Genomic DNA, 22,825 nt, shown 5'->3' on the forward strand with positions numbered 1-22,825 from the left:
TGCCGCCCCGCTGTTCCGCGATGCCGCCCCGCCGAGCCGCCCCGCGAAGGACAGGGCCGGCCCTACGCCGCCGTGCGCAACCGCCAGACGCCGGGCTGCACCTCCGACCAGCCGGGGTGCGCCGTCCCCCCGGAGCGGAACTCGCCCAGTCGGCGGCGGGCGTAGGACTCCAGCCGGGCATCGGCCAAGGACGTGGCGTACGTCAGACACGTGGCGAAGTGCCCCTGTGCCGCGTCCCGTTCACCGGACTCCAGCGCCAGCAGCCCCAGCACCCGGTGGGCCTCGAACCCGGTCCGCGCGTCCTGCGGCGCGGAGTCCAGTGCGGGCGGTACCAGCGCGGCGGCCGCGTCCGTCGCCCCGGCGTCCAGCCGCAGACCCGCCAGGCCGGTCAGGGCACGGCAACGCTCGACCTCCGCCCCCGCCACATCGGCCGCCATCAGGGCACGCTCGTACAGCTCCCCGGCCGCGTCCAGGCGGCGGCGCTGCCAGGCGAGATCGCCCAGCGACCGCAGCAGCCGGGCCTGCGCCGCCAGATCACCGAGCTGCTGTGCCGCCTCCAGCGCCAGGCCCTGGCACGCGTCCCGCTCCTCCCAGGCACCCAGCACCTCCAGGAAACCCGTCATGCGGTCCACCAGACGCAGGCACTCCGCCCACAGCCGAGCCGCGTGCGCCTGCCGGGCCACGGCCATCAGCGCGGGCAGCCGCAGGCGGAACCACTCCAGCGGATGCACCCCCTCGACCGCGGCGGGCCCGGACGGCCCGGCTTCTTCCACCGCCTTCGCGAACACCGCGCACAACCGGGCCAGCGCCGCCCGGACCACCTCGGGACCCTCCTCCGCGTCGAGCCGCTCCCGGGCCAGCAGCCGCAACAGCTCCGGCACGTGGTGACGCTCCGGGCGGCCCGCGGACGGCAGCTCCGCGCACACCAGCCGCGCACGCGCCAGCGCATCGGTCGTCGCACGCGCCGTCGCCACGTCCGTGTCCAGCACCGCCGCCGCCGCGTCCGGGGTGAAAGGACCGGCGGGCAACAGCCCGAACAGCCGGAACGCCCGCAGCTCGGCGGCACCGACCCCGTCCAGGGCATCGCACAGCCGGGCCCGGAACCCGGGACTCGCCGCCTCCAGCTCCGCGAGCCGAGTGCGTTCGTCGCGCAGCCGGACGGCGAGACCACCGAGCGGCAGCCGCGACCGGCCGGCCAGCGCTTCCGCCGCCGCCCGCAACGCCAACGGCAACCGGCCGCACGCCTCCACGACACCGGCGCACTCCGCGCTCCCCGCGGTATCCGCCGACTGCCCCGCCGCCGTCACGAACAGCCGCCGCGCCTCCCGTACCCCCGGCACATCGAGGCAGACGACCCGCCCGGCGAGCCCGTCGGGCACCCGCCGGCAGGTGACCAGCACCGTGCAGTCCGGCACCGCCGACAGCACCGGCCGCACCTGTTCGGCGTCGACCACGTCGTCCAGGACCAGCAGCACCCGCCGCCCGTCCGTCAACTCCGCAAGCATTCCCCGAAGTTCGTCGATCCGCTCCGGCAACGCCCCCCGGACCCCGTACTGGCGCAGCACTCCGGCCAGTACGCCGACGGCATCCAGTGGACCGTGCCCGTCGGGACGCAGCCGTACGAAGACCGGCACGTCGAACAGGTCCCTCGTGCGGTGCGCGACCGCCAGCGTCAGGGCGGTCTTGCCGACCCCCGCCGCACCGGTGACGATCACGAGTCTGCCGCCGGGCGCCCCCAGTACGTCCCGCAGCGACGCCAACTCCTCCTCGCGCCCGGTGAACAGCTCGTCGGGCGAAGGAGGTTGTGCCATCGCCGGGCCGCCGGACGGCACGCGCGGGCGGGGCGCCGCCGACCCGGACACGGGCGCCGGGCCGGTGACCTGCCCGGCACCGGGGCCCGCGGTGCGCCCGGAGCCGGCCGCAGGCCCGGAAGCCGTCGTGTGACCGGCCCGTACCGCCGGCGTGAGCAGCGCGGGATCACCCACCAGGATCCGCTGGTGCAACGCCTGGAGCGAACGGCCCGGCTCTATGGCCAGCTCGTCCACCAGCCCCCGGCGCAGCCGCCCGAACACCTGCAACGCGTCGGCCTGCCGCCCCGACCGGTACAACGCCACCATCAGATGTGCGTGGAACTCCTCGCGCAACGGCAGCTCGGCGACCACCGACTGCAGCTCGCCGATCAGCTCACGATGACGCCCCAGATGCAGTTCGGCCCGGATGCACTGCTCCAGCGCCGCCGTGCGCACCTCCGCGAGACGCACCGACGTCGCGTCCAGGAGCGGGCCGTGAGGGGTGTCCGACAGCAGCGGACCGCGCCACAGCCCCAGCGCCTGACGCTGGAGATCGGACGCGGTCCGGTGGTTCTGCTGCTCCATCAGCTCCCGGCTGCGGCCGTGCAGCTCCTCGAAGACCGTCAGGTCCAACTGCGCGGGATCGATCCGCAGTTCATAACCCGGCGGACGGGTCACCAGCGCGTCCCTGCCGAACTCGGCGTCCGCCTCGTGCAACAGCTTGCGCAGCTGCGAGACGTACACCTGGAGCGTCGTCGTCGCCGTACGGGGCGGGTTCTCCCCCCACAGCTCGTCGATCAGACTGTCCACCGAGACGATCTCGTTGGCCCGCACCAGCAGCGTGGCGAGCACGACCCGGATCTTCGCCGCACGCGGCGTCAGATCCCCCGCGGTCCCCTGAGGGGCACGCACCTCCAACGGCCCGAGAATCCTGAATCGCATGCGGCCCCCTGTCATCGGCGCCCAACGATAGGCGGGGACCCACCCCTGCTTTCGGACAGGCTCCCCCCTATCTCCGCCGGACACCGCACACGAGATCTGCAAGCCCTGCTTTAGCCCCAGCGACGAGCATGCGGACGCCCTGGCCTGAGCGGACACGACACACCGCCCCGGTCCCGAGCGCACCACGAGGGGGTCGAGAATGACCGGCAACAGCACCGCCGACACCACACGAGACGACACCGGGCACGGCACGTTCACCCAGCTGATGCTCGACCGGGCGCAGCGCCTGGCCCACCACGACGCCCACATCTTCCTGCGGGACTCCGGCACCGGCATCACGGCGGAACACCTCACGTACGCCGGACTCGACCGAGCCGCCCGGGCCCTGGCGGTCCGGCTGCGCGAGCGCGGCGCCGCCGGCCAGCCCGTACTGCTGCTCCACCCGCCGGGCCCGGACTTCCTCAAGGCGTTCATCGGCTGCCTCTACGCCGGGGCGATCGCCGTCCCGGCCCCGCTGCCCGGCGACCGCGGCGAGCGCCTCCAGCGCGTGACCGGCATCATCAAGGACACCGGCGCGCAACTGGTTCTCACCGACATGGCCAACGCTCCCGAGGTGTCGCTGTGGCTCGCCACCGCGGGCCGCGGGGACGTCGTCTGCCTCGCCTCCGACATCGACGACGGGACCGACCCGGGCGACTGGAAGGCCCCGCTGACCGGCCCCGACGACCTGGCGTTCCTCCAGTACACCTCCGGCTCCACCTCGAAGCCGCGCGGCGTCATGGTCAGCCACCGCAACCTCCTCGCCAACCAGGCGACCATTCAGCGCGCCCTGCGCACCACCTCCGCCGACCGGTTCGGCAGCTGGCTGCCCCACTACCACGACATGGGCCTCATCGCCCACCTGCTGCACCCCCTGTGGCTGGGCAGCGCCTCCGTGCAGATGTCCTCGACCGCCTTCGTCAAACGGCCCGTCCGCTGGCTGAAGATGATCGAACAACACGGGGTGACGATCGGCGGCGGCCCCAACTTCTGCTACGACCTGTGCCTGCGCCGGGTCACCGACGAACAGCTCGCCACCCTCGACCTGACGAACTGGCGGCTGGCCCTCAACGGCGCCGAACCGGTACGGGCCCAGACCCTGGATGCCTTCGCCGCCCGCTTCGGCGCCGCCGGTCTGCGGGCCGATACCGTGTACCCGGCCTACGGTCTCGCCGAGGCCACCCTCATGGTGTCGGGCGGCACACCCGGCCGCCCCTACAGCTGGCTCACCGTCGACGGAGCCGGCCTCGAACGCGACACGCTGCGCGCCCCCGTCACCGGCCACGGCGCCCGCACCCTGGTCAGCAGTGGCACCGCCGACGACTTCGACCTCCGCATCGTCGACCCCGTCGACGGCGGCGAACTGCCCGCCGGACACGTCGGCGAGATCTGGCTGCGCGGCGACAGCGTGGCACAGGGCTACTGGCGCAAGCCCCTGGAGACCGCCGAGACCTTCCACGCCACCCTCGCCGGGGGCGACGGCGGCTACCTGCGCACCGGCGACCTCGGCGTGCTCGACGGCGGCGAACTGTACGTCACCGGCCGCCTCAAGGAAGTCATCATCCTCAACGGCCGCAACATCTACCCGCAGGACATCGAATGGGCGGTGCGCGAAGCCAGCCCCGCGCTCGGCGCGGGCCACGGCGCCGTGTTCACGGTGGGCGCCGACCGCGAACAGCTCGTCGTCGTCCAGGAGGTGCGCGCCCCCCACGCCGACCAGGAACGGCTCCAGGCCCTCGCCTGCCGGGTACAGGCCCTGATCGGCCGGGACTTCGACGTTCCCGCGGCCAACGTCGTACTGCTGCGCCCCGGCGCCCTGCGCCGCACCACCAGCGGCAAGGTCCAGCGCACCCTGATGCGCAAGCTCTTCCTGGAAGGACAGCTGTCCGCGCTGTACGAAGTCCTCGACCCCGAGGTCCAGGGGCTCGTCCAGCCGCACCCGGCCATCGACGAACCGCTGACGGTCACCGCCGGCGGACGGTGGCGGGACACCTCGTGGTGAGCGGCGTCGCCGCACCGCCGCGGTCACCGGCCCACCCCGCCGCCGCCCCGCCCGGCGGACCGGGAACGGTTCCGGACCGCGCGGTCGAACTGGAGGAGCTCTTCGGTGACCCGGCGGCCCGCGGCAACCCGGTCGGCTTCGCCGCACTGCTCTCCGCGGACCGGCGCGCCGTGCTGTCCGCCGACGCCGAGGACCTGCTCGACGACTTCGGCATGCACCTGGAGTACGTACCGCGCGAACTGGGCGGCCGGTTCGACTCCGCGGAGACGCTGCTGCGGGTGATGCGACCGGTGTTCCGCCGCGACGTGGCCCTCGGCATGGGATACGGCATGAGCACCTTCATGGCCGCCTCCGACGTGTGGATGACCGGCAGCACGGCCCAGCGCACCTGGCTGGCCGGACTGCTGCGCTCGCGTTCCAAGGCCGCCATCGCCCAGCACGAGACCGCCCACACCAACGACTTCGTGCGCAGCCAGGTCCGCGCGACGCTGTCGGCCGACCGGCTGCACGTCACCGGCGCCAAGACCATCGTCAACAACGCCCGCCGCGCCGATGCCCTGGTGCTGTTCTGCCGCACCGACGAACGAGTCGGCAGCCGGAGCCACTCGGCGCTGCTGCTCGACCCGCACACGCTGCCCGCCGACCGGTACCGAGCCGTCGCGCGCCGCCCGTCGGTCGGACTGCGCGGCTGTCAGCTGGACGGCATGGAGTTCGACGAATGCCCGGTGCCCGCGCAGGCCCTGCTCGGACCGGCCGGCAGCGGAGTCCCCACCGCCCTGCGGTCCTTCCAGATGAGCCGAACCCTCACCGCCGCGCTGGTGGCCGCGTCCGTCGACACCAGCCTGCGCACCGCCGTGCTCGTCGACCGGATGCAGGGCCCCGGCGACGGGGGACTGTCGCCGGTGGACCCCGAGCACACGGCGGCCACCCTCGCCAACGCCTTCGTGAACCTGCTGTTCTACGACTGCCTCGCCGTCGTCGCCACCCGCGCCCTGCACCTGCACCCGGCCGAGACCAGCGTCTACTCCGCCGCCGTCAAGGCACTGCTGCCGCGCGTCCTGAGCGAGACGATGTACGACCTGGCGACCGTGCTCGGCTCGCAGCTCTACACCCGTGGCGGCACGATCGGCATCTTCCAGAAGCACATCCGGGACGTGCCGGTCGTCAGCCTCGGTCACGCCGGCACCGTGGCCTGCCAGACGACGATCATCCCGCAGCTCCAGCGGCTCGCCCGTGACTGGTTCACCGGGGAACCCGCCGACCCCGCCCTGTTCCGCCCCGGAGCCCAGCTGCCTCCGTTCTCCCACCCCCGGCTCGCACTCGCCAGCGGCCGGGACAGCCTCAGCGCCTCCCTGGTCGCGACGGCCGCGGGACTGACCGGACGCAACCCCGTCGAACGCGCGCTGCGCGCCCTGGCCGAGCAGATGGTCGACGAACTCCGCGACCTGCGCACCCGCATCCTGGCGCTGCCGTCCGTCAGCGAACACAACCCGGTGCGGCCCGCGTGGTTCGCCCTGACCGACCGGTACGTCCTCGTGCTCGCCGCCGCGGCCGTCCTCGGCGTGTGGCGGCACGGCCACGAGGGGACGGACCCCTTCCTCGCCGACCCCGCCTGGGCGACCGCGGCACTGCACCGGATCGCCCGACGGCTCGGCGCCCCCGCGGTGGACCTGCCCACCGAATGCATGGCCCGCGTCCACCAGGAGGTACTGGCCCGGTTCGGCGACCGCCGCAGCTACGACCTGTACAACACACCGCTACCCGGTTGACCGCCGGGAGGCGGCACGACCGCCTGCCGACGACGGACCCATAGCCCCGAGGAGTCACGGCATGACCTTCTCCGCGCCGCCGAAGGCGGCGGCCTCCCTGTACGGCTGGCTCACCGACCGCCTGGCGGTCTATCTGGACCGGGCACCGGAGAGCATCGACCCGACGGTTCCGCTCGCCGTGTACGGCATGGACTCGGTGTGCGCGCTGAGCCTGTGCGGCGACGTCGAGGACGACTTCGGCATCGCCGTGGACCCCACCCTGGCCTGGGACCATCCCACGGTCGCCGCCCTGGCCGGCCACCTGGCCGAACGCGGCGTCAAGCCGCCCGCCGACGGGCGGCGGCCATGACCCCCGGCGCTGTCGCCATCGTCGGCCTGGACTGCGTCTTCCCCGGTGCCCCCGACGCCGACGCCTACTGGGACCTGCTGACCCGGGGCGGCGACGCGACCGGTGAACTGCCCGAACAGCGCCGCGCCGGCCACGGCTTCGACGCGTCGGTACACGGCGGCTTCATCGAGGACATCGCAACCTTCGACAACGACTTCTTCGCCGTCTCGCCGCGCGAGGCGGCCGCGATGGATCCGCAGCAACGGCTGCTCCTGCAGTGCGCGTGGCGGGCGCTGGAGAACTCGGGACGGTCCCCCTCCGCACTGGCCGGCAGCGACACCGGTGTCTTCGTCGGTGTGATGGGCACCGAATGGGCCCAGCTCCACATGTCCGACTACGCCCGGGTCACCCCCCAGCTCGGAGCCGGCAGCAGCTCCGGAATGACCGCCAACCGCATCTCCTACCACCTCGATCTCAAGGGCCCCAGCCTCGCCGTCGACACCGCCTGCTCCTCGTCGCTGGTGGCCGTCCACCTGGCGGTCAACTCGCTGCTGTCGGGAGAGTGCTCCACCGCCGTCGCCGGGGGCGTCAACCTGGTCCTCACCCCGGCCCTCGGTCTCGTCTACGCGCGCATGGGACTGGCCGCACCGGACGGACGCTGCAAGCCGTTCAGCGCGGACGCCGACGGCATCGGGCGCAGCGACGGCGTGGGCGCCGTGGTACTGCGGCGACTGGCGGACGCCCGGGCCGACGGACAGCGGATCTACGCCGTCATCCGCGGCACCGCGGTCAACCAGGACGGCCGCAGCAACGGCGTCACCGCGCCCAACCGCTGGTCGCAACGCGAAGTCGTCGCGGCCGCCTGCCGCCGGGCCGCGATCACGGCGTCACAGGTGCGCTTCGTGGAGGCCCACGGCACCGGAACGGCGCTCGGCGACATCATCGAGTGCGCCGCCCTCGGCGAACTGCACGCCGTGCAACGGGAGGAGCCGTGCGGCATCGGCTCCGTGAAGGGCAACCTCGGCCACACCGAAGGAGCCGCCGGCATCGCGGGCCTGATCAAGGTCGCGCTCGCCCTGCACCACCGGATCGTGCCGGCCAGCCGGTTCGCCAACCGTGAGAACCCGCAGCTCAGGCTCGCCGAACGCGGCCTGCGCCTGCTCAAGGCCCCCGTACGGCTGCCCGCCGAGGAGGTCTTCGCCGGAGTCAGCAGCTTCGGCATGGGCGGCACCAACGCCCACGCCGTCCTGGCCACCGCCCCGCGCGAACCCCGCACCCCGGTACCCCGCACGGGCGCCGGCCCCGCCGTCGGAGTGTTCACCGTCTCCGCCAACACCCCCGAGGCCCTGCGCCGCAACCTCGCCGTCCAGGCCGACGCCGTGGCCCGCCGCCCCCGCGGCGACGCCGCCACCGTGTGCTGGAACAGCAACCTGGTCAAGACGGGACTGCCCTACCGGGCCGCGTTCACCGCCCGCGACACCGCCGAGCTCGCCACGGCGCTGCGGGCGGCGGCCGACGACGAACGGCTGCGCGCCGGAATCGCCGACCGGGCCGTGCACCCCCCGACCATCGGCTTCCTCTTCAGCGGCCAGGGCATCCAGGAACCCGGCATGACCAGCGGCCTGTACCGCGACTGCGCCTCCTACCGGCACCACCTGGACACCGCCGACGAGGCACTGGCACCCCACCTCGACGGGTCCGTACGGGACCTGATCCTCGACGAGGACCCGGCCGTACACCGCACCGGCTGGGCCCAGCCCGCCCTGTTCGCCGTCGGCTACGCCCTCTTCCGCACGCTCGGCGACCTCGGAGTCGAACCCGATGCCGTCCTGGGACACAGCGTCGGCGAGTTCGCCGCCGCCGTCGCCGCCGGTGCGCTCGGCCTGGAGGACGCCGCCCGTCTCGTCGCCCGCCGGGCCGCGCTCATGGAGCGGCTCCCCGACGGCGGCGGGATGCTGGCCGTACGGGCCGGGCCGGACGACCTCGTCGAACTGCTCGCCAACGAGCCGCGCGTCACCGTCGGCGCGGTCAACGGCCCGGCCGACACGGTGCTGTCGGGCGAGACCGACGGCCTCGACCGGATCGCCGCGCAGCTGCACGAGAGAGGCGTCCGTACCCGCCGGGTCCGGGTCTCGCACGCCTTCCACTCCCCGCTGATGGCCCCGGCCCTGGACCGCTTCGCCGAAGAGGCCGCCGGGATCGACGCGACCGCACCCCGCATCCCCATGGCCTCCACCCGCTACGGGCACATGCTCGGCGACCGGCCCCTGGACGCCGGGTACTGGAAGGAACAGGCGGCCCGGCCGGTGCTCTTCGCCGAGGCGCTCGACGACCTCATGGCCGAAACCATGCCCGCCTGCCTCGTCGAGATCGGGCCCGGCCCCCAGCTCGTACAGCTCGCCGAGCGCGCCGGCCTGCCCTCCGGCGTACGCCTGCTGCTCCCGGTCCCCGGCAGGGAGGCGACCGCCCGGGACTTCGCCGAGACCGTCGCGACCCTGTACCGGGCCGGCGTCGAACCGCGGTGGCAGGCCCTGTACGAACCGGCGCGGCGCACCACCGAATGCCTCGCCCCCTATGCCTTCTCCACCGAGCACACCTTCTGGCAGACGGTGCCGCGGCGCCCGGACCGGGCCCCGGAGACGGCCGCCCCCCAGCCTCCCGCAGCCACGACCGCCGCCACGGCCGGACCACCCGCCGAGGAGAGCGACCCGGTGCTCGACCCGGTGCTCGACGCGGTGATCGAAGCGATCGTCGAAGTGGGGGAGTACCCACCCGAACGGGTCCGGCGACAGACCCGGCTCTACGCCGACCTGGGATTCGACTCGGTGATGATCATGCAGCTCAAGGACCGGATCGAGCACCGGCTTCCGCAGACGGAAGGCGTCACCGTGCAGCAACTGCTGCCCGCACTGCGCTCGGTGGGCTCCCTGGCCGACTTCCTCAGCGACTGGACCAGCGCGGGAGCCAGGACATGACGACCGACGGCGTGGCCCGCGCCCCCCTCTACATCGCCGGCACCGGCACCGCGCTGCCCGGCGACCCCGTCGACAACGAACAGCTCGACAAGGCCTTCGGGATCAGTGCGGAATGGACCGACCTGTTCGTCGGCACCCGCACCCGCCACTTCGGCTGGGACCTCGGCACCGGAGAGGTCCTGCACACCCTCGCCGACCTGTGCACCGAGGCGGCGGCCCGGGCCGCCGCGTCGGCCGGGACGGACCTCCAGGACCTGGACTTCCTGGTCCTGGCCACCACCACCCCGGACCGGCTGCTGCCCACCACGGCCAACGAGGTGGCGGACCGGCTCGGCCTCGACCACCTGCCCACCTACCAGATCCAGGCCGGCTGCTCCGGAGCCGTACAGGCCCTGGACCTCGCACGGGCACTGATCGCCTCCGGCCACCGCACCGGACTCGTCGTCGGCGGCGACGTCACCGCCCGCTTTCTCGACCCGCACCGCACCCCGGCCGACCTCCCGGCACAGGAACTCATCAACTACGTCCTGTTCGGCGACGGCGCGGGCGCGGCCGTGGTGAGCGCCGGACCCGACGGCGAGGGCATCGGGCTGCGCGCGCTGCTCCACCGGTTCACCGGCCGGGGCAGACAGCCGGGCCAGATCATCGACTGGGACGGACCGGTGCGGCGCACCCCCGGCCGGACGATGCTGTCCGAGGACTACAAGGCCATCGAGGACTGCGTGCCCGGCCTCGCGAGCGAGATCTGCTGGGAACTCCTCGACACCGCCGGCTGGACACCCGACGACCTCGACTTCCTGCTGCCGCCACAGCTCTCCGCCCGGATGACACGACGCATCGTCGAAACGCTCGCGGTCCCCGCGGCCCGCGAGATCTCCTGCGTGGTGGACACCGGGAACACCGGCAACGCCCTGCCGCTGCTGCAACTCGACCGACTGGTACGGCAGATGGCGAGCGGAGAACGAGCGCTCGCCGTCGTCGTCGAGTCCAGCAAATGGATCAGGGCCGGGCTGGCACTGGAGAAGCACGCAGAAGCGGAGCCGAAAAGATGACCACCCCCTTCCGCAGACTGGGCGAACTGAGCACATCGGGGCGGCTGGCCTCCGAGTACCCGCAGGTGACCGGCCTGCTCGCGGAGATCACCGACACACCCGACCGGGAACCGGCCGACATCCTCGCCGAACTCCTGCGGTGCGGACGCCTGCTCGCCGCCCTCCGGGCCGAGGACGTCCTGGACCACCACCCGGACACACCGGTCGTCACCGTGGCGGTCACCGGAAGCTCGACCACCGCCCAACTGCCCGACGCGCTCACCGCCGAACTCGCCCGGCACGGCCTGCTCGCCCGGTACACCGTCGGCACCCACGGCGCGTACCTGCGCGACCTCACCACCCCCGACAGCGAACTGCGCGCCCCGAAACCCGACCTGACCCTGTGCCTGCTGGACGCCGAGGCGGTCTTCGCCGGACTCGGCACACCCTGGACGACCGCCGACGCCGAGGCGGCATGCGCCCGCCTGGCCGACCGGATCACCGCCGTCGTCACCGCACACACCACCGACGGCACCGGCACCCTGGTCCTGAACACACTGCCACTGCTGCGCCGCCACACCCAGCAGATCATCGACCAGCGGCAGCGGGCCCGGCTCGGCGCGGTGTGGCGGGAGTTCAACGCCCGTCTGCTCCGGCTCACCGACGAGAACCCGGCGGTGGCCGTCGTCGACCTGGACCCGCTGATCGCCGACATCGGGCCGGCCCGCGACGCCCGGCTCGCCGCCTACGCCTGCTCCCCCTTCGGCGACACCCTCTTCGCCGCCTACGCCCGCGAAGCCGTCCACGTCCTGAGGGCCCGGCGCGGCATGACCAGCAAGTGCCTGGTCCTCGACCTCGACAACACCCTTTGGGGCGGTGTGCTGGGAGAGGCCGGAGCGGACCGCATCGCCGTCGGCGAAAGCCTCCTCGGCGGACCGTACAGCGCGGTGCAGCGCGGCGCGCGCCAACTGGCCGCCCAGGGCGTCCTCCTCGCGATCAGCAGCAAGAACGACCCCGGCCCCGTCCAGCAGGTGCTGCGCGAGCACCCGGACATGACACTGCGCCCCGACGACTTCGTACGGATCAACGCCAACTGGGACCCCAAGGACCAGAACCTCCGCGACATCGCCGCCCACCTCGGCATCGCCACGGACGCCCTGGTGTTCATGGACGACTCGCCCCGGGAACGCGGACTGGTCCGGCGCAACCTCCCGCACACCGCCGTGATCCCGCTCGGCTCCGAACCGGCACTGCACCTGGACACCCTGTTGCGGGACGGCTGGTTCGACACCCCCCGGCTCACCGACGACGACCGGGCCCGCACCACCCGCTACCGGGAGGCGGAGGCCCGGACCGAGCTCCGGGAGCACTCCGGGTCGTACGAGGAGTACCTGAACGAACTCGGCACCGTGGTCCGGATCTCGCCACCGGAACCCCACGAGGTACCACGCCTCTCCCAACTCTCCATGCGCACCAACCAGTTCAACCTCACCGGGGAACGGATCCCGTTGGACCGGGTCGCCGCCATGGTCGCCGAACCGGGCCGCGGGGTGCTCGCCGTCCGGGTGAACGACCGGTACGGCGACAGCGGTCTCGTCGGCGCGGTCCTCACCCACGACGCCGAGGACGCCCTGCACATCGACAACATGCTGCTCAGCTGCCGGGCACTGGCCCGCGGCATCGAGGACGGCGCTCTCGCCGCCGTACTCGGTCACGCCAAGGCCCGGGGGTTCCCCCTGGTCAGAGCCCGCTACCGGGCGACGAACAGCAACGGCAGGGCCGGCGCTCTCTACCCCTCCTCGGGGTTCACCGAGGAGCCCGGCGGTGGAAACGAGCGGTGGTTCCGGCACGACCTCGGCGAACTCCCGCCCGTACCCGGGCACTTGACCCTCGATGTCCGAATCGGAGGGCCGGATGACGAACGTGTGGATCAACGACAGGAGCGCCATGGATGAGTTCGCCGACTTCCTCGGTCTGATCCGCGACGAACTGGGCCTCGTCCTGACCGAGGCCGAGGCGGCCGCGGACTTCGACACCCTGCCCTCCTGGGACTCGGTCCACCTGCTGCGCCTCGTCGGGCTCGTCGAACGGGAGACGGGGCGGCGGATCCCGGTGGCCGGAGTGTTCCGGGCCCGCAGCCTGCGCGAGATCCACCGCCTGGTCGGTGCCGGACGGACGGACCTGTGATGAACACCCCGGGAAGCCCCCACCTCCCGCAGCCGCTGGGCGACCCCATCGCGTCGACCGCCCCGGAGGCCAACGGGGCCGAGGTGCGCAACGACCTGCGGACCCACGGCACGGCCCTGGTGCACGGACGGTTCACCGACTGGCGGCCCCAGGACCCGGACGGCGCCGAACTGCGCGCCGTCCTCGGCCGGGACTGGGCCCGTTACCGCGACATCACCCATGAGGAGATGCGCGGCCGGTACGCGGCGTCCCGGCGCCTCCTCAAGTACGCGGCGGCCGCGGCGCTGCGGGCCGACGCCCGGGACCTGGAGCTGATGTACGGGCCGACCGGGCGCCCGTACCTGCGCGGCTGCGACCAGATCGACATCAGTCTCAGCCACACCGACGACCTCCTGCTGGTCGGACTGACCACCCGGGGCCTGATCGGCGTCGACGCGGAGCGCGCGGACCGCAAGATCTACAGCCGGGGCCTGGACCGGCAGATCTGCACCCCGCACGAGCGACTGATCGTCTCCGGACTGCCGGTCCCGGAGCGCGACCCCTGTCTGGTGCGGCTGTGGACCCTGAAGGAGGCCTACAGCAAGGCGATCGGCCAGGGACTGCAGTTCCGGTTCACCGAGTTCGGATTCGGCGCCGACGGCCGGCCGACCCAGGTGCACCGGCCCGACGGCACTCCCGGATCGGGCGACGAGTGGACGTTCCGCACCTATCTGCTCGACAGCGACGGGCTGGACTTCTGCATCAGCACCGCCGTCTACGACGCGGGGCTCGGCCGCACCCTCGACGCCGAGATCACCACCATGCTCGACGCCGACGCCGTCGCGGCCCTCAACGAGGCGCTGGAAGGGGAGTGGTCGCACGACTACTGGTCACAGGTCCTCCACCACTGACGCGGTGGCCTCCAGCACCGCCCGCTCGGCCTGGACGAGGCTCAGCCCGACCGGCACCGTACGGCGGCCCTCCCCGTCCTTGCCCAGCCTGTCCCACACCGCGGTGCAGCGCATCGGCAGATCGGGCTCCGCGTAGCCGCGGAAGTGCACCTGCAGCGAGGCGAGCGTGCTGTGCGCCGGCTTCAGGGCGTAGGCGTGCCCGGCGGCCAGCAACGCCGTCTGGCGCAGCGCCTCCAGCAGCACATGGGCGGGGGCGGGGTCGCCCTCCGCGGCCCCGGACGACCAAGCCGCGGGCAACCGCACCTGAGCGGACAGCCGTCCGTGGCCCGGTGTCTCCGGGCGGTGCAGCAGAACGTTGCCGGGGGAGCCGCGCCCCACGTCGCCGGGGGTGACCGGGGCGTCCGGCAGCCGGCCGGGCCCCTCGCGCCCGGCCTCCGCGAGCACCGCCGCGCGGGAGCGCTCCCGGTGACTGCGGTGCACCACGGGCGCCAGGAACACCAGGCTCGCCGACCCGCTTCCGCACGGCACGTCGTCGATGCGCGGCGCGACGAGGAAGTCCAGTACCCGCGGCACGTCGTCGACCACCTTGTCGGGACGCACGCGCAGCTCCAGGTCGAGCTGGGCCGGCGCCCGCCCGACGCGCCAGTGCGTCAGATCATCGGCGCGCAGATCGAACCGGTAGAAGATCCCCACCCGGGCCGGCGGCACCCCGAAGTGCGTGTGCCCGATGAACTCACCTGCCTCGCGCACCATTTCGGCGGTCGCCTGCAGATCGTGATGACGGCCGGGACCGTCGTTGAACAAGGAGTGCCCCGCGGGAAGCGCACCGGAGAGCACGAACTCCTCCTCGACATCCGGCCCCGGAGGAACAGGATGCAGCCAGGAGCGCGGCCGGTGTATGAGATGCCGGACGGTCCCCGTCCCCCGCCGCTCCCCATCTGTCGATCGAGCCATGCGTCCGCCCCCGTTTCGTGCGAACCGTGTTCGAACACGGTTCAACGAGAGTGCATGGAATCAGCCATCCCGAACCAGCCCCGGCCGGTGACAGCTTGCTGCGGGACACCTAGTGCCCCTCCCGGCAGGCCTTGTCCCTCGCGAACACCGCCGGACAGGGCGACGGGCCCTGGGGCCGCTCGTCTGGATCAGGCCACTAGTCCACTTGCGGGGCGGGGCCGTGCGCCCCGTCCAGGAGCCGGGACAGGGCGACGTTGACACCGGCCTGGAACCTGCTGGTGGACTCCACCTCCTCCATGATCTGCGAGATGTACCGGCGGCAGGTGCGGACCGACATGCCCAGCCGGCGCGCCACCAGCTCGTCCTTGTGGCCCTGGGCCATGAGCTTGATGATCGACCGCTTCAGGTCGTCGGCCACGGCCGGCTGTGTCTCGGTGTCCGGGGCGAAGGGCGTGCTGGTGTCCCACAGGTGCTCGTACACCTTGCAGAGGAACGCCACCAGGGTCGGTTCCCGTACGACGACGGCGCCCGGCGGGCGGTCGTCCACGCGCTCGGGCAGGAACACCACTTCGCGGTCGTAGATGACGATGCGGTCGATCAGCTCGTCCGTGGTGCGGACCTCGGCGCCCGCCCCGGTCACCACGCGCACGTACGACGTGGTGGCCAGGTCGCTGCGCACGGTGTGCTGGTAGAGGTGCCTGACCTGTACTCCGCGCGCCAGCCGGGCCAGGGTGAGCGGGCGCGCGTTGTCCAGGTACCGCGAGGGGCGGGGGCCGCCCGGCTGGGCCGTGAGGACCTCGGTGCGGCAGCGGGCCCCCCAGTCGTCGAGCATGGCCTGGAGCACGCTGATGTCGCTGATCACGTCGAACGCCTCGGCCTGGTTGCGGCGCCGCCGGCTCTCGAAGTAGGCGGGCTGGAGCGAGCGCATCCGCGTCCGGACGTCGGTGACCGCCTGCTGCAACTCCCGGATCTGCTGCTCGGTCGGTCCCACCAGGTCGGCGGCGGCGGCGTCCGGGCTGACCGGGACCAGAGTGCCGGGCTCGCCGGGCATGGGGTGCAGCAGGCTCAGTTCCGACAGTGTCTGCGCTATGCAGTTGATCTCTTCGGTCGGCACACCCAGCGCGTGGGCAATCTGTTCGTGATCGAAGCGTCCCAGCATGACCGCTCGCTGGTAAGCCGTTGCGCACCTGCCGTCGAGTTCATCGGAGCTTGGTCCGGAAAGGGAACTTTCGCTCATCTTCGCGGTAACTCCTAGATGCGGAATGGGACAAGCTGCCAGGCAACTCTACGCCATCGAGAATCACTTGGAACTGGCTTGAGTGGCGGGCAGGCTTCTTCTTGCAAGCGCCGGACAACAAGCTAGGGGGCAATGATGAACAAGGGCATACTTGGTAAATCAGTGGTAGCAGCATGTGCAGCGTTTGTGATTTTAGGAAGTCTTGACGCAGGCTTGGCGGAGGCATCGACTCCGGATGTATCGAAGGCCTCGGCGGAAGTGGGCGTGATGGCGGGCGGCATCAAAATGCTGTGTGTACAGGACGACCAGTGGGGCTCCGCCTGCCCGTGACGTGAACGAGGTCGGCGAGGTCGGAGTTCCGGGGTCCGGGGAGGGCCGGAACCCCGACCTCGCCGCCGTACTGCGGCTTTAGTCGGCCGCTAGCGGTGGGGAGGAAGGTCGGCTCCGATGTCGGCTGCCGGACTCCCCCGCCCGGTCGGAGCCGCTCGCGTGGCCCCGTCGCCCGGCCTCAGTGCCCGGCGACGGGGCCTTTCCCATGTGTGGGACAAATGTTTACCTCTGGTGAAAGCAATGGTGCAGGGAATCCCGGCCGATTGTGTGCGCCAAGGCTGCCCGTGAATTCAGCCCGAGTTTTTTGAATATCCGACTCATATGAGTTTCCACGGTCTTCGTGCTGATACTGAGCAGAGCGGCTATCCGCTGATTCGTGTAGCCCGCTCCGACCAGATCGGCTATTTCCCTCTCGCGATCGCTGATGACGGAAAGCGGAGTCCCGGCCGAATGGTCATCCGAATCCCGGGCGGCTTTCAGGGAAATGGACTCGGCGGCAGGTGCCAGCCAGTTGCGGCCGAATATTCCGGCGGATTCCGCGGCGATCTCCGAGTGGAACACGGCAGAGCTCTTCTCACCGTTCTCCAGATGGGCCCGCCCGAGCCCGAGCGCCAACGGCGCCAGCACATGCCCCTGCCCGAATCGGAGCGCCGCGTCAAAGCCCCGCTCGAAGAGAACAACCGCCCGGCGCGCCCGGCCGAGACGCAGTTCCGCCTCACCCAGCCACCGGTAGGCCTCCAGCCACGCGGCCATCCGCGCCCCCTCCACCGCACCCAGCAGCAGATCGGCGCGCTCGGCGGCGACCCGCGCCGCGGCCGCCCGGCCGGCGACGGCGTCCGCAGCCGCGAGAAGAGCCGTCAGGTGGAACCGTACGCACGGATCTTCGTCCGCACGGCCCTCCGCCACGGCGTCCCTGGCACCGCCCAGGTCCACGACGGCCCCGCCGGAGCCGGCACCAGGGACCTGCTCCTGTTCGAGCGCCAGCGCCAGCAGCTCGGCCCGCACCGCCACCGAACCGGAGAGCCCCTCCGTGCCGAGCAGTTCCCGCGCCTGTGTGAACCTGCCCAGCAGCCGGAGGGCACGCGCCCGCCACACCACGGCATCCACCGCGTCGGCCCCCGTACACGCTGCCGTCACCCGCTGCCACTCCCGGGCATGGACCCGCTCGGCCTCGTCGGGCCGCCCCGCCACGACGAGGGCCTTCGCCCTCAGCAACGACCACTCCGGCGTATCACCCGTCACCGCGACGACCCGCCGCAGCGCCAGCACCGTACGCTCCGGCTGCCAGAAAACACCCCTCCGCGCGGCAAGGGCCAGGACCTGCACGTCGTCCGCCGTCAGGTCCTCGGCGTGCACGAGGTGCGCGGCCAGGGCGAGCGTGTCACCGGCGGTACGCAGCGCCGCGACGGCCCGGTCCCGCGCCGCATGCCGCCAGCCCGCCCCCGACGCGTGATGGACGCGCGCCCTGAGCGCCGGCCGGACGAAACGGAAACGCCGCCCCTGGCCCTCGGGCACCACCACGCCCTCGGTGTACAACTCGTCCAGACCGCGCAGGACATCGGGCAACGGCAGCGCCGCCGTCTCGGCGACCACCTCGGGAAGGAACGGATCACCGACCAGTGCCGCCGCACACGCGGTGCGCCAGCCCAGCGACGACAGGCAGTGGAGGTCGGGCCCCCGCGTCCCGGACGCCACCACCGGCGGTACCCCCGTGGCCAGTTCCAGCACGCTGTACAGGCCGGGGCCCGGTGCCGTGCCGCCCGGCCGGGAACCGACGCCACCCCGGGGCGTGGCCAGCAGCCCCGGCACCCCCGCGGCGTCGCGCAGCGCGACGGCCGCCGCCACCGGCCCCACCCGCGCGGGCAGCAGCGAGCGCAGCAGACCGTCGGGCAGCCGTGACAGCCGCAGATGATGGAGGTCCGCGGACGCGTCGGTCAAGGTCGCCGGATGCCGCCCCGCGGGCGCGGGCCGATGGGCGAGCACGGTCAGCACCGGGGCATCCGGCGGATGCCGGACCAGGTGCTCCAGGAACTCCACGGCGTGCGGACACGCCCGGTGCGCGTCGTCCACCACGAACAGCAGCCCGCCACCCTCCCGGGCGAGGTGCGCGAGCGCCGCCCGCACGGCCCTGGACACCGCGTAGTGATCCACCGGCCCCGGGATTGGCCCGTACGTGCTCAGGGCCGGGAAGACCGAGGCCAGATGCCGGGTGGCCGTCTCCCCGAGCAGCTCGAACAGCGACCCGTCGGCACGGGCCAGCAGATCGTCCAGCGCGTCGACGACCGCGTCGAAGGGACGGGTCGCACCGGCACGGGGAGCCCGGCCCGCGGCCACCACCCAGCCGTCCCGCCGCGCCGATCGCATCAACCGCCGCAGCAGATGGGATTTGCCGACCCCCGGCTCACCACTGATCCGGACGAACTGCGCCGAATCCCTGGAAAGTCCCAACCAACGACGCAACAAGTCGAGTTCATGACTTCGAGACGCCGAGGGTCCACCAGTACCGGCAGACGCACCGAACGCCGACGCCGCCTCCGGCACACCAGCCTCCCCGAGTGGATATCCGTCACGAAAGGCTGGCTCATCGTGCGACACGACCCAAGTGCGGCCCGCTGTCCACAGGTTGCCTGGCAGAAAGTACGGCGGAAGATCCCGGCCACCGCACGTAATGTCGGGGAGAACCCTGAATCGCCGTCCCACGCAATCGAACAAAGGATCCCGGCGCCGCTGAAAACCCCAGGAAGAATGCCCAAGGGCCGCGATTCCGACAGCCCCCGGCCGTTTTTCGCCACACCGGCACCCGGCGCATCTCCGAGCACACCCGCAGGGAAAACCCCGACTGGCGCGCCGCCCGCCGCGGACCCACGCTCGGTCGCGTTCGCGCGTGCACTGTCCCTATCCCGCGGAGGAACGAAAGTGGCAACCGGGAACAGCACCCGTCTGCGATTCGGCTACGCCTGCGGGTCCCTGGTGACCGGTACGTTCACCACCCTTCCGGGGCTCCTGCTCCTGCCGTACCTCACCGACACCCTCGGCGTGAGCGCGGCCCTCGCCGGCGCGGTCATCCTGATCCCCAAGGCGTGGGCGGTACTGCTCGCCCCGTTCGCGGGCCGCACCAGCGACCGCACGTACCGCCGACGGGGCAGCCGGCGCAGCTATGTCCTGGGCGGTGGCCTGAGCGCCACGGCCGCCTTCGCCGCCATGCTCAGCGGTGTCGCCGACGGCACCGCCGGCATGGTGTGGACCGGTCTCGGCTTCCTCCTCACCGCCACGGCCTTCGCCTTCTTCCAGGCCGCCTACGCCGCGCTGCCGGCCGACATCGCGCACACCCCGCACGACCGGATACGCCTGGTGTCGGGCCGGGTGGCGGGCATAGCGGTCGCCGCGCTGGCCGTCGGATCGGCGGGCCCGGCAGTCGTCGAAGCGGGCGGCGGAGGCATCGACGGACACCGCTGGGCGGGCCTCTTCGGCGCGGCGGTCATCGCCGCGGGCACCCTGGGCGTCCACCTCGGTACGGCACGCCCGCCCCGCACCACCGCACCCGGCCCCGGGCATCCGCCACCCGCCACCGACCGGACACCGGCCCCCCGCCGGTTCGAAGCACTCCGCGACAACCCGTCCTTCGCCGCCCTGCTGCGCACGACGACCGTCCAGGTCGTCGCCACCGGCTGCCTGCTCGCCGCCGGACCCTACTTCGCCGAACACATCCTGCACGACCCCGGCCTGACCCCGGTCCTCGTCGCCGCCTTCGTCGTGCCCAACCTCCTCGTCACCCCCCTGTGGACCCGCATCGGAGCCCGCCACGGACAGCGCGCTTCACTCGTCGCCGCCTCGGCCCTCTTCGGCGGCGGATGCCTGATGCTGGCCGCGACACCCGCCCTGCCGCCGTTCTGGGCGCCTGCCGTTCTCCTCCTCGTCGGCACCGGACACGCGGGCCAGCTCCTCTTCCTCTACGCCATGCTGGCCGAGACCACGGCAGCCGACACCGCACGCACCGGCCGCAGCCGGGCCGGCATCCTGTCCGGGCTCTTCAGCGGGGGCGAAGCACTCGGCGTCGCCGCAGGACCCTTCCTGTTCGCCCTCGTCCTCCAGCTCTTCGGCTACGTCTCTTCGGACACCGGTGAATCCGCCCACCAGACGACCACGGCCGAATGGGGAGTACTGGCCGGGATGACACTGCTGCCCGCCCTCGTCACGGTCGCCGGTCTCTTCCTCCTGCGCGGCTACCGCACCGCGGCCCCCGCACCGAGGGCCCACCGCGAGCGGGGCGAGGTCGCACAACCCCGGCTTTAGGAACCCGGCCGACGCTCGGTGCCGCGCCACCCACCGAACCAGCGCACCTGTGTCGAAAGGGTCCTGCATTGAGCATCGTCGAGGAAAGGCCGGTGAAGAGCGCGGAGCCGTCGCCGCGGCCCACGGCCGTGCGCCACGCCTCCCTGCGTGAGCGCACGGCGGAACTCGCCGTACTGCACCGGCAAGCGGAACGAGGCCCCAGCGAGAAGGCCACCGAGGCACAGCACGCCAAGGGCAAACTGACCGCACGCGAGCGCCTGGAACTGCTCTTCGACGAGGGATCGTTCGTCGAGATCGAAGGGCTGCGCCGACACCGGGCCACCGGATTCGGCCTTGAGGACAAGAGGCCCCACAGCGACGGAGTGGTGACCGGCTGGGGACACGTGCACGGCCGTACCGTCTTCGCCTACGCCCACGACTTCCGCATCTTCGGTGGAGCACTGGGTGAGGCCCACGCCCAGAAGATCCACAAGGTGATGGACCTGGCACAGGCCGCCGGGAGCCCCGTCGTCGGCCTGTGCGACGGCGCGGGAGCCCGCATCCAGGAGGGCGTCACCGCACTGGCCGGATACGGCGGCATCTTCACCCGCAACGTGCGCAACTCCGGCGTCATCCCGCAGATATCGGTGGTTCTCGGCCCGTGCGCCGGCGGCGCCGCGTACTCCCCGGCCCTGACCGACTTCGTGTTCATGGTCCGCGGCACCTCCCAGATGTTCATCACCGGACCGGACGTCGTCCAGGCCGTGACCGGCGAACACGTCACCCAGGAGCGGCTCGGCGGAGCCGACAGCCACGCCGCCGTGTCGGGCGTCGCGGGCTTCGCGTACGACGACGAGGAGAGCTGTCTCGAAGACGTCCGCCACCTGCTGTCGCTCCTCCCGTCGAACAACCGCGAGCTGCCGCCCGCCGCCGACCCCGACGACCCCGCCGACCGCAGGTGCGAGCGCCTGCTCGACCTGGTGCCCGCGGAGCCCCACCAGTCGTACGACATGCGCGACGTCATCACCGAGGTCGTCGACCACGGCGAGTTCTTCGAAGTCCACGCCGACTGGGCGCGCAACGTCGTCTGCGCGTTCACCCGCCTCGGCGGCCAGGTGGCCGGCATCGTCGCCAACCAGCCGGCCGCGCTCGCGGGCGTCCTCGACATCCACGCGTCCGAGAAGGCCGCCCGCTTCGTCCAGTTCTGCGATGCGTTCAGCATCCCGCTCGTGACCCTGGTGGACGTGCCCGGCTTCCTCCCCGGCGTCGACCAGGAACACGGCGGAGTGATCCGGCACGGCGCCAAACTCCTCTACGCGTACTGCAACGCCACCGTGCCGCGCATCTCCCTCGTCCTGCGCAAGGCGTACGGCGGTGCCTACATCGTCATGGACTCCCGATCGATCGGTACCGACGTCGCCCTTGCCTGGCCCTCCAACGAGATCGCCGTCATGGGCGCGGAAGGTGCCGCGAACGTGATCTTCCGCCGGGAGATAGCGGCCGCGGCGGACCCCGAGTCCGTACGGGCGCAGAAGATCAAGGAATACGAGACCGAGCTGATGCACCCGTACTACGCGGCGGAGCGCGGCCTGGTGGACGATGTGATCGACCCCGCGGACACGCGCACCAGGCTCATCGCCGCACTGTCGATGCTCCGGACCAAGCATGTCCCGCTCCCGGGACGCAAGCACGGGAACCTGCCGTTGTGACGGCCGGGGAAACCGGGAGCGGCCCGGCAACAGCCCTCGCACTGGCCTCCGTCCGGATCATCCGCGGCAATCCGAGCCTCGACGAGGTGGCAGCCCTCGCCACCGTCCTCGCCGCCCGCGCGCAGGCACACGCGCAGAGCGCCGGACACCGCACGGACCGGCCCGGACCGAACAGTGCCGAGGCGGCGGCACGCACCCGCTGGCAGCACCTCGCCGGACCGTTCCCGGCCCCGGGAGCGTGGGCATCGTGACCGCACACCCGCCGAAGCCGCGCCTGCGCAAGGTGCTCATCGCCAACCGTGGCGAAATTGCTGTCCGTGTTGCTCGGGCATGCCGGGATGCCGGGATCGGGAGCGTGGCCGTCTACGCG

General features: G+C 72.3%; 17 protein-coding genes. 13 read left to right on the forward strand and 4 right to left on the reverse strand.

All coding sequences use genetic code 11. From position 1 onward, the window contains the following. Positions 1-62: 62 nt before the first annotated feature. On the reverse strand, positions 63-2,732 hold the full coding sequence (locus ACGF8B_RS41405; protein WP_392748022.1) for a BTAD domain-containing putative transcriptional regulator: 2,670 nt from the start codon (positions 2,730-2,732) through the stop codon (positions 63-65). A gap of 199 nt (positions 2,733-2,931) precedes the next feature. Between ACGF8B_RS41405 and ACGF8B_RS41410 the strand changes: the two genes are divergently transcribed. The 8 genes from ACGF8B_RS41410 (at position 2,932) to ACGF8B_RS41445 (ending at position 13,953) form a co-directional block, all read left to right on the forward strand. Next, on the forward strand, positions 2,932-4,773 hold the full coding sequence (locus ACGF8B_RS41410; protein ID WP_392748024.1) for a fatty acyl-AMP ligase: 1,842 nt from the start codon (positions 2,932-2,934) through the stop codon (positions 4,771-4,773). Next, positions 4,770-6,542, forward strand: a complete 1,773-nt coding sequence (locus ACGF8B_RS41415) for an acyl-CoA dehydrogenase (RefSeq protein WP_392748026.1) — start codon at positions 4,770-4,772, stop codon at positions 6,540-6,542. The genes ACGF8B_RS41410 and ACGF8B_RS41415 overlap by 4 nt, the downstream gene beginning before the upstream one ends. Before the next feature lie 61 nt (positions 6,543-6,603). Continuing rightward, the gene (locus ACGF8B_RS41420; RefSeq protein ID WP_266695061.1) at positions 6,604-6,891 is read left to right on the forward strand and encodes an acyl carrier protein; all 288 of its coding nucleotides are present in this window, start codon (positions 6,604-6,606) and stop codon (positions 6,889-6,891) included. After that, on the forward strand, positions 6,888-9,845 hold the full coding sequence (locus tag ACGF8B_RS41425; RefSeq protein ID WP_392748027.1) for a type I polyketide synthase: 2,958 nt from the start codon (positions 6,888-6,890) through the stop codon (positions 9,843-9,845). The genes ACGF8B_RS41420 and ACGF8B_RS41425 overlap by 4 nt, the downstream gene beginning before the upstream one ends. Further along, positions 9,842-10,897 carry a 3-oxoacyl-ACP synthase III family protein gene (locus tag ACGF8B_RS41430; RefSeq protein ID WP_392748029.1) on the forward strand — a complete coding sequence of 352 codons (1,056 nt, stop codon included), beginning with the start codon at positions 9,842-9,844 and terminating at the stop codon, positions 10,895-10,897. The genes ACGF8B_RS41425 and ACGF8B_RS41430 overlap by 4 nt, the downstream gene beginning before the upstream one ends. Beyond that, complete coding sequence (locus tag ACGF8B_RS41435) at positions 10,894-12,831, forward strand: HAD-IIIC family phosphatase (RefSeq protein ID WP_392748031.1); 1,938 nt, start codon at positions 10,894-10,896, stop codon at positions 12,829-12,831. The genes ACGF8B_RS41430 and ACGF8B_RS41435 overlap by 4 nt, the downstream gene beginning before the upstream one ends. Beyond that, positions 12,824-13,063, forward strand: coding sequence for an acyl carrier protein (locus ACGF8B_RS41440; protein WP_392748033.1), 240 nt, complete (start codon positions 12,824-12,826; stop codon positions 13,061-13,063). Before ACGF8B_RS41435 ends, ACGF8B_RS41440 begins: the two co-directional genes overlap by 8 nt. Beyond that, positions 13,063-13,953 (forward strand): 4'-phosphopantetheinyl transferase family protein, encoded by an 891-nt coding sequence (locus tag ACGF8B_RS41445; protein ID WP_392748034.1) that lies wholly within the window; start codon positions 13,063-13,065, stop codon positions 13,951-13,953. The genes ACGF8B_RS41440 and ACGF8B_RS41445 overlap by 1 nt, the downstream gene beginning before the upstream one ends. Here ACGF8B_RS41445 and ACGF8B_RS41450 read toward each other — a convergent pair. Then, positions 13,933-14,790, reverse strand: a complete 858-nt coding sequence (locus ACGF8B_RS41450; RefSeq protein ID WP_392748036.1) for an AfsA-related hotdog domain-containing protein — start codon at positions 14,788-14,790, stop codon at positions 13,933-13,935. The two genes, ACGF8B_RS41445 and ACGF8B_RS41450, sit on opposite strands and share 21 nt — an antisense overlap. 313 nt (positions 14,791-15,103) lie before the next feature. Next, a complete protein-coding gene (locus ACGF8B_RS41455) occupies positions 15,104-16,066 on the reverse strand; it encodes a hypothetical protein (RefSeq protein ID WP_392748038.1) in 963 nt (320 codons plus the stop codon). A gap of 210 nt (positions 16,067-16,276) precedes the next feature. On the opposite strand from ACGF8B_RS41455, the gene ACGF8B_RS41460 reads away from it, so the two are divergent. Further along, on the forward strand, positions 16,277-16,474 hold the full coding sequence (locus ACGF8B_RS41460; RefSeq protein ID WP_392748040.1) for a hypothetical protein: 198 nt from the start codon (positions 16,277-16,279) through the stop codon (positions 16,472-16,474). Between the two features lie 222 nt (positions 16,475-16,696). Here ACGF8B_RS41460 and ACGF8B_RS41465 read toward each other — a convergent pair whose 3' ends face one another. Then, a complete protein-coding gene (locus ACGF8B_RS41465; protein ID WP_392748041.1) occupies positions 16,697-19,174 on the reverse strand; it encodes an AAA family ATPase in 2,478 nt (825 codons plus the stop codon). 216 nt (positions 19,175-19,390) lie between these two features. Here ACGF8B_RS41465 and ACGF8B_RS41470 point away from each other — a divergent pair, with 216 nt between their 5' ends. The 4 genes from ACGF8B_RS41470 to ACGF8B_RS41485 form a co-directional block, all read left to right on the forward strand. Then, positions 19,391-20,767, forward strand: a complete 1,377-nt coding sequence (locus ACGF8B_RS41470; protein WP_392748042.1) for an MFS transporter — start codon at positions 19,391-19,393, stop codon at positions 20,765-20,767. A 128-nt stretch (positions 20,768-20,895) separates the two neighbouring features. Further along, positions 20,896-22,455, forward strand: coding sequence for an acyl-CoA carboxylase subunit beta (locus ACGF8B_RS41475; RefSeq protein ID WP_392748046.1), 1,560 nt, complete (start codon positions 20,896-20,898; stop codon positions 22,453-22,455). Continuing rightward, complete coding sequence (locus ACGF8B_RS41480; RefSeq protein ID WP_392748044.1) at positions 22,452-22,706, forward strand: acyl-CoA carboxylase epsilon subunit; 255 nt, start codon at positions 22,452-22,454, stop codon at positions 22,704-22,706. The genes ACGF8B_RS41475 and ACGF8B_RS41480 overlap by 4 nt, the downstream gene beginning before the upstream one ends. 23 nt (positions 22,707-22,729) lie before the next feature. Beyond that, on the forward strand, positions 22,730-22,825 hold a 96-nt coding region (locus ACGF8B_RS41485; RefSeq protein WP_281179312.1), incomplete at its 3' end, for a biotin carboxylase N-terminal domain-containing protein.

Origin of the sequence: Streptomyces sp. NPDC047917 (genome assembly GCF_043204345.1) — a bacterium.
Taxonomy (GTDB): Bacteria; Actinomycetota; Actinomycetes; order Streptomycetales; family Streptomycetaceae; genus Streptomyces; species Streptomyces sanglieri.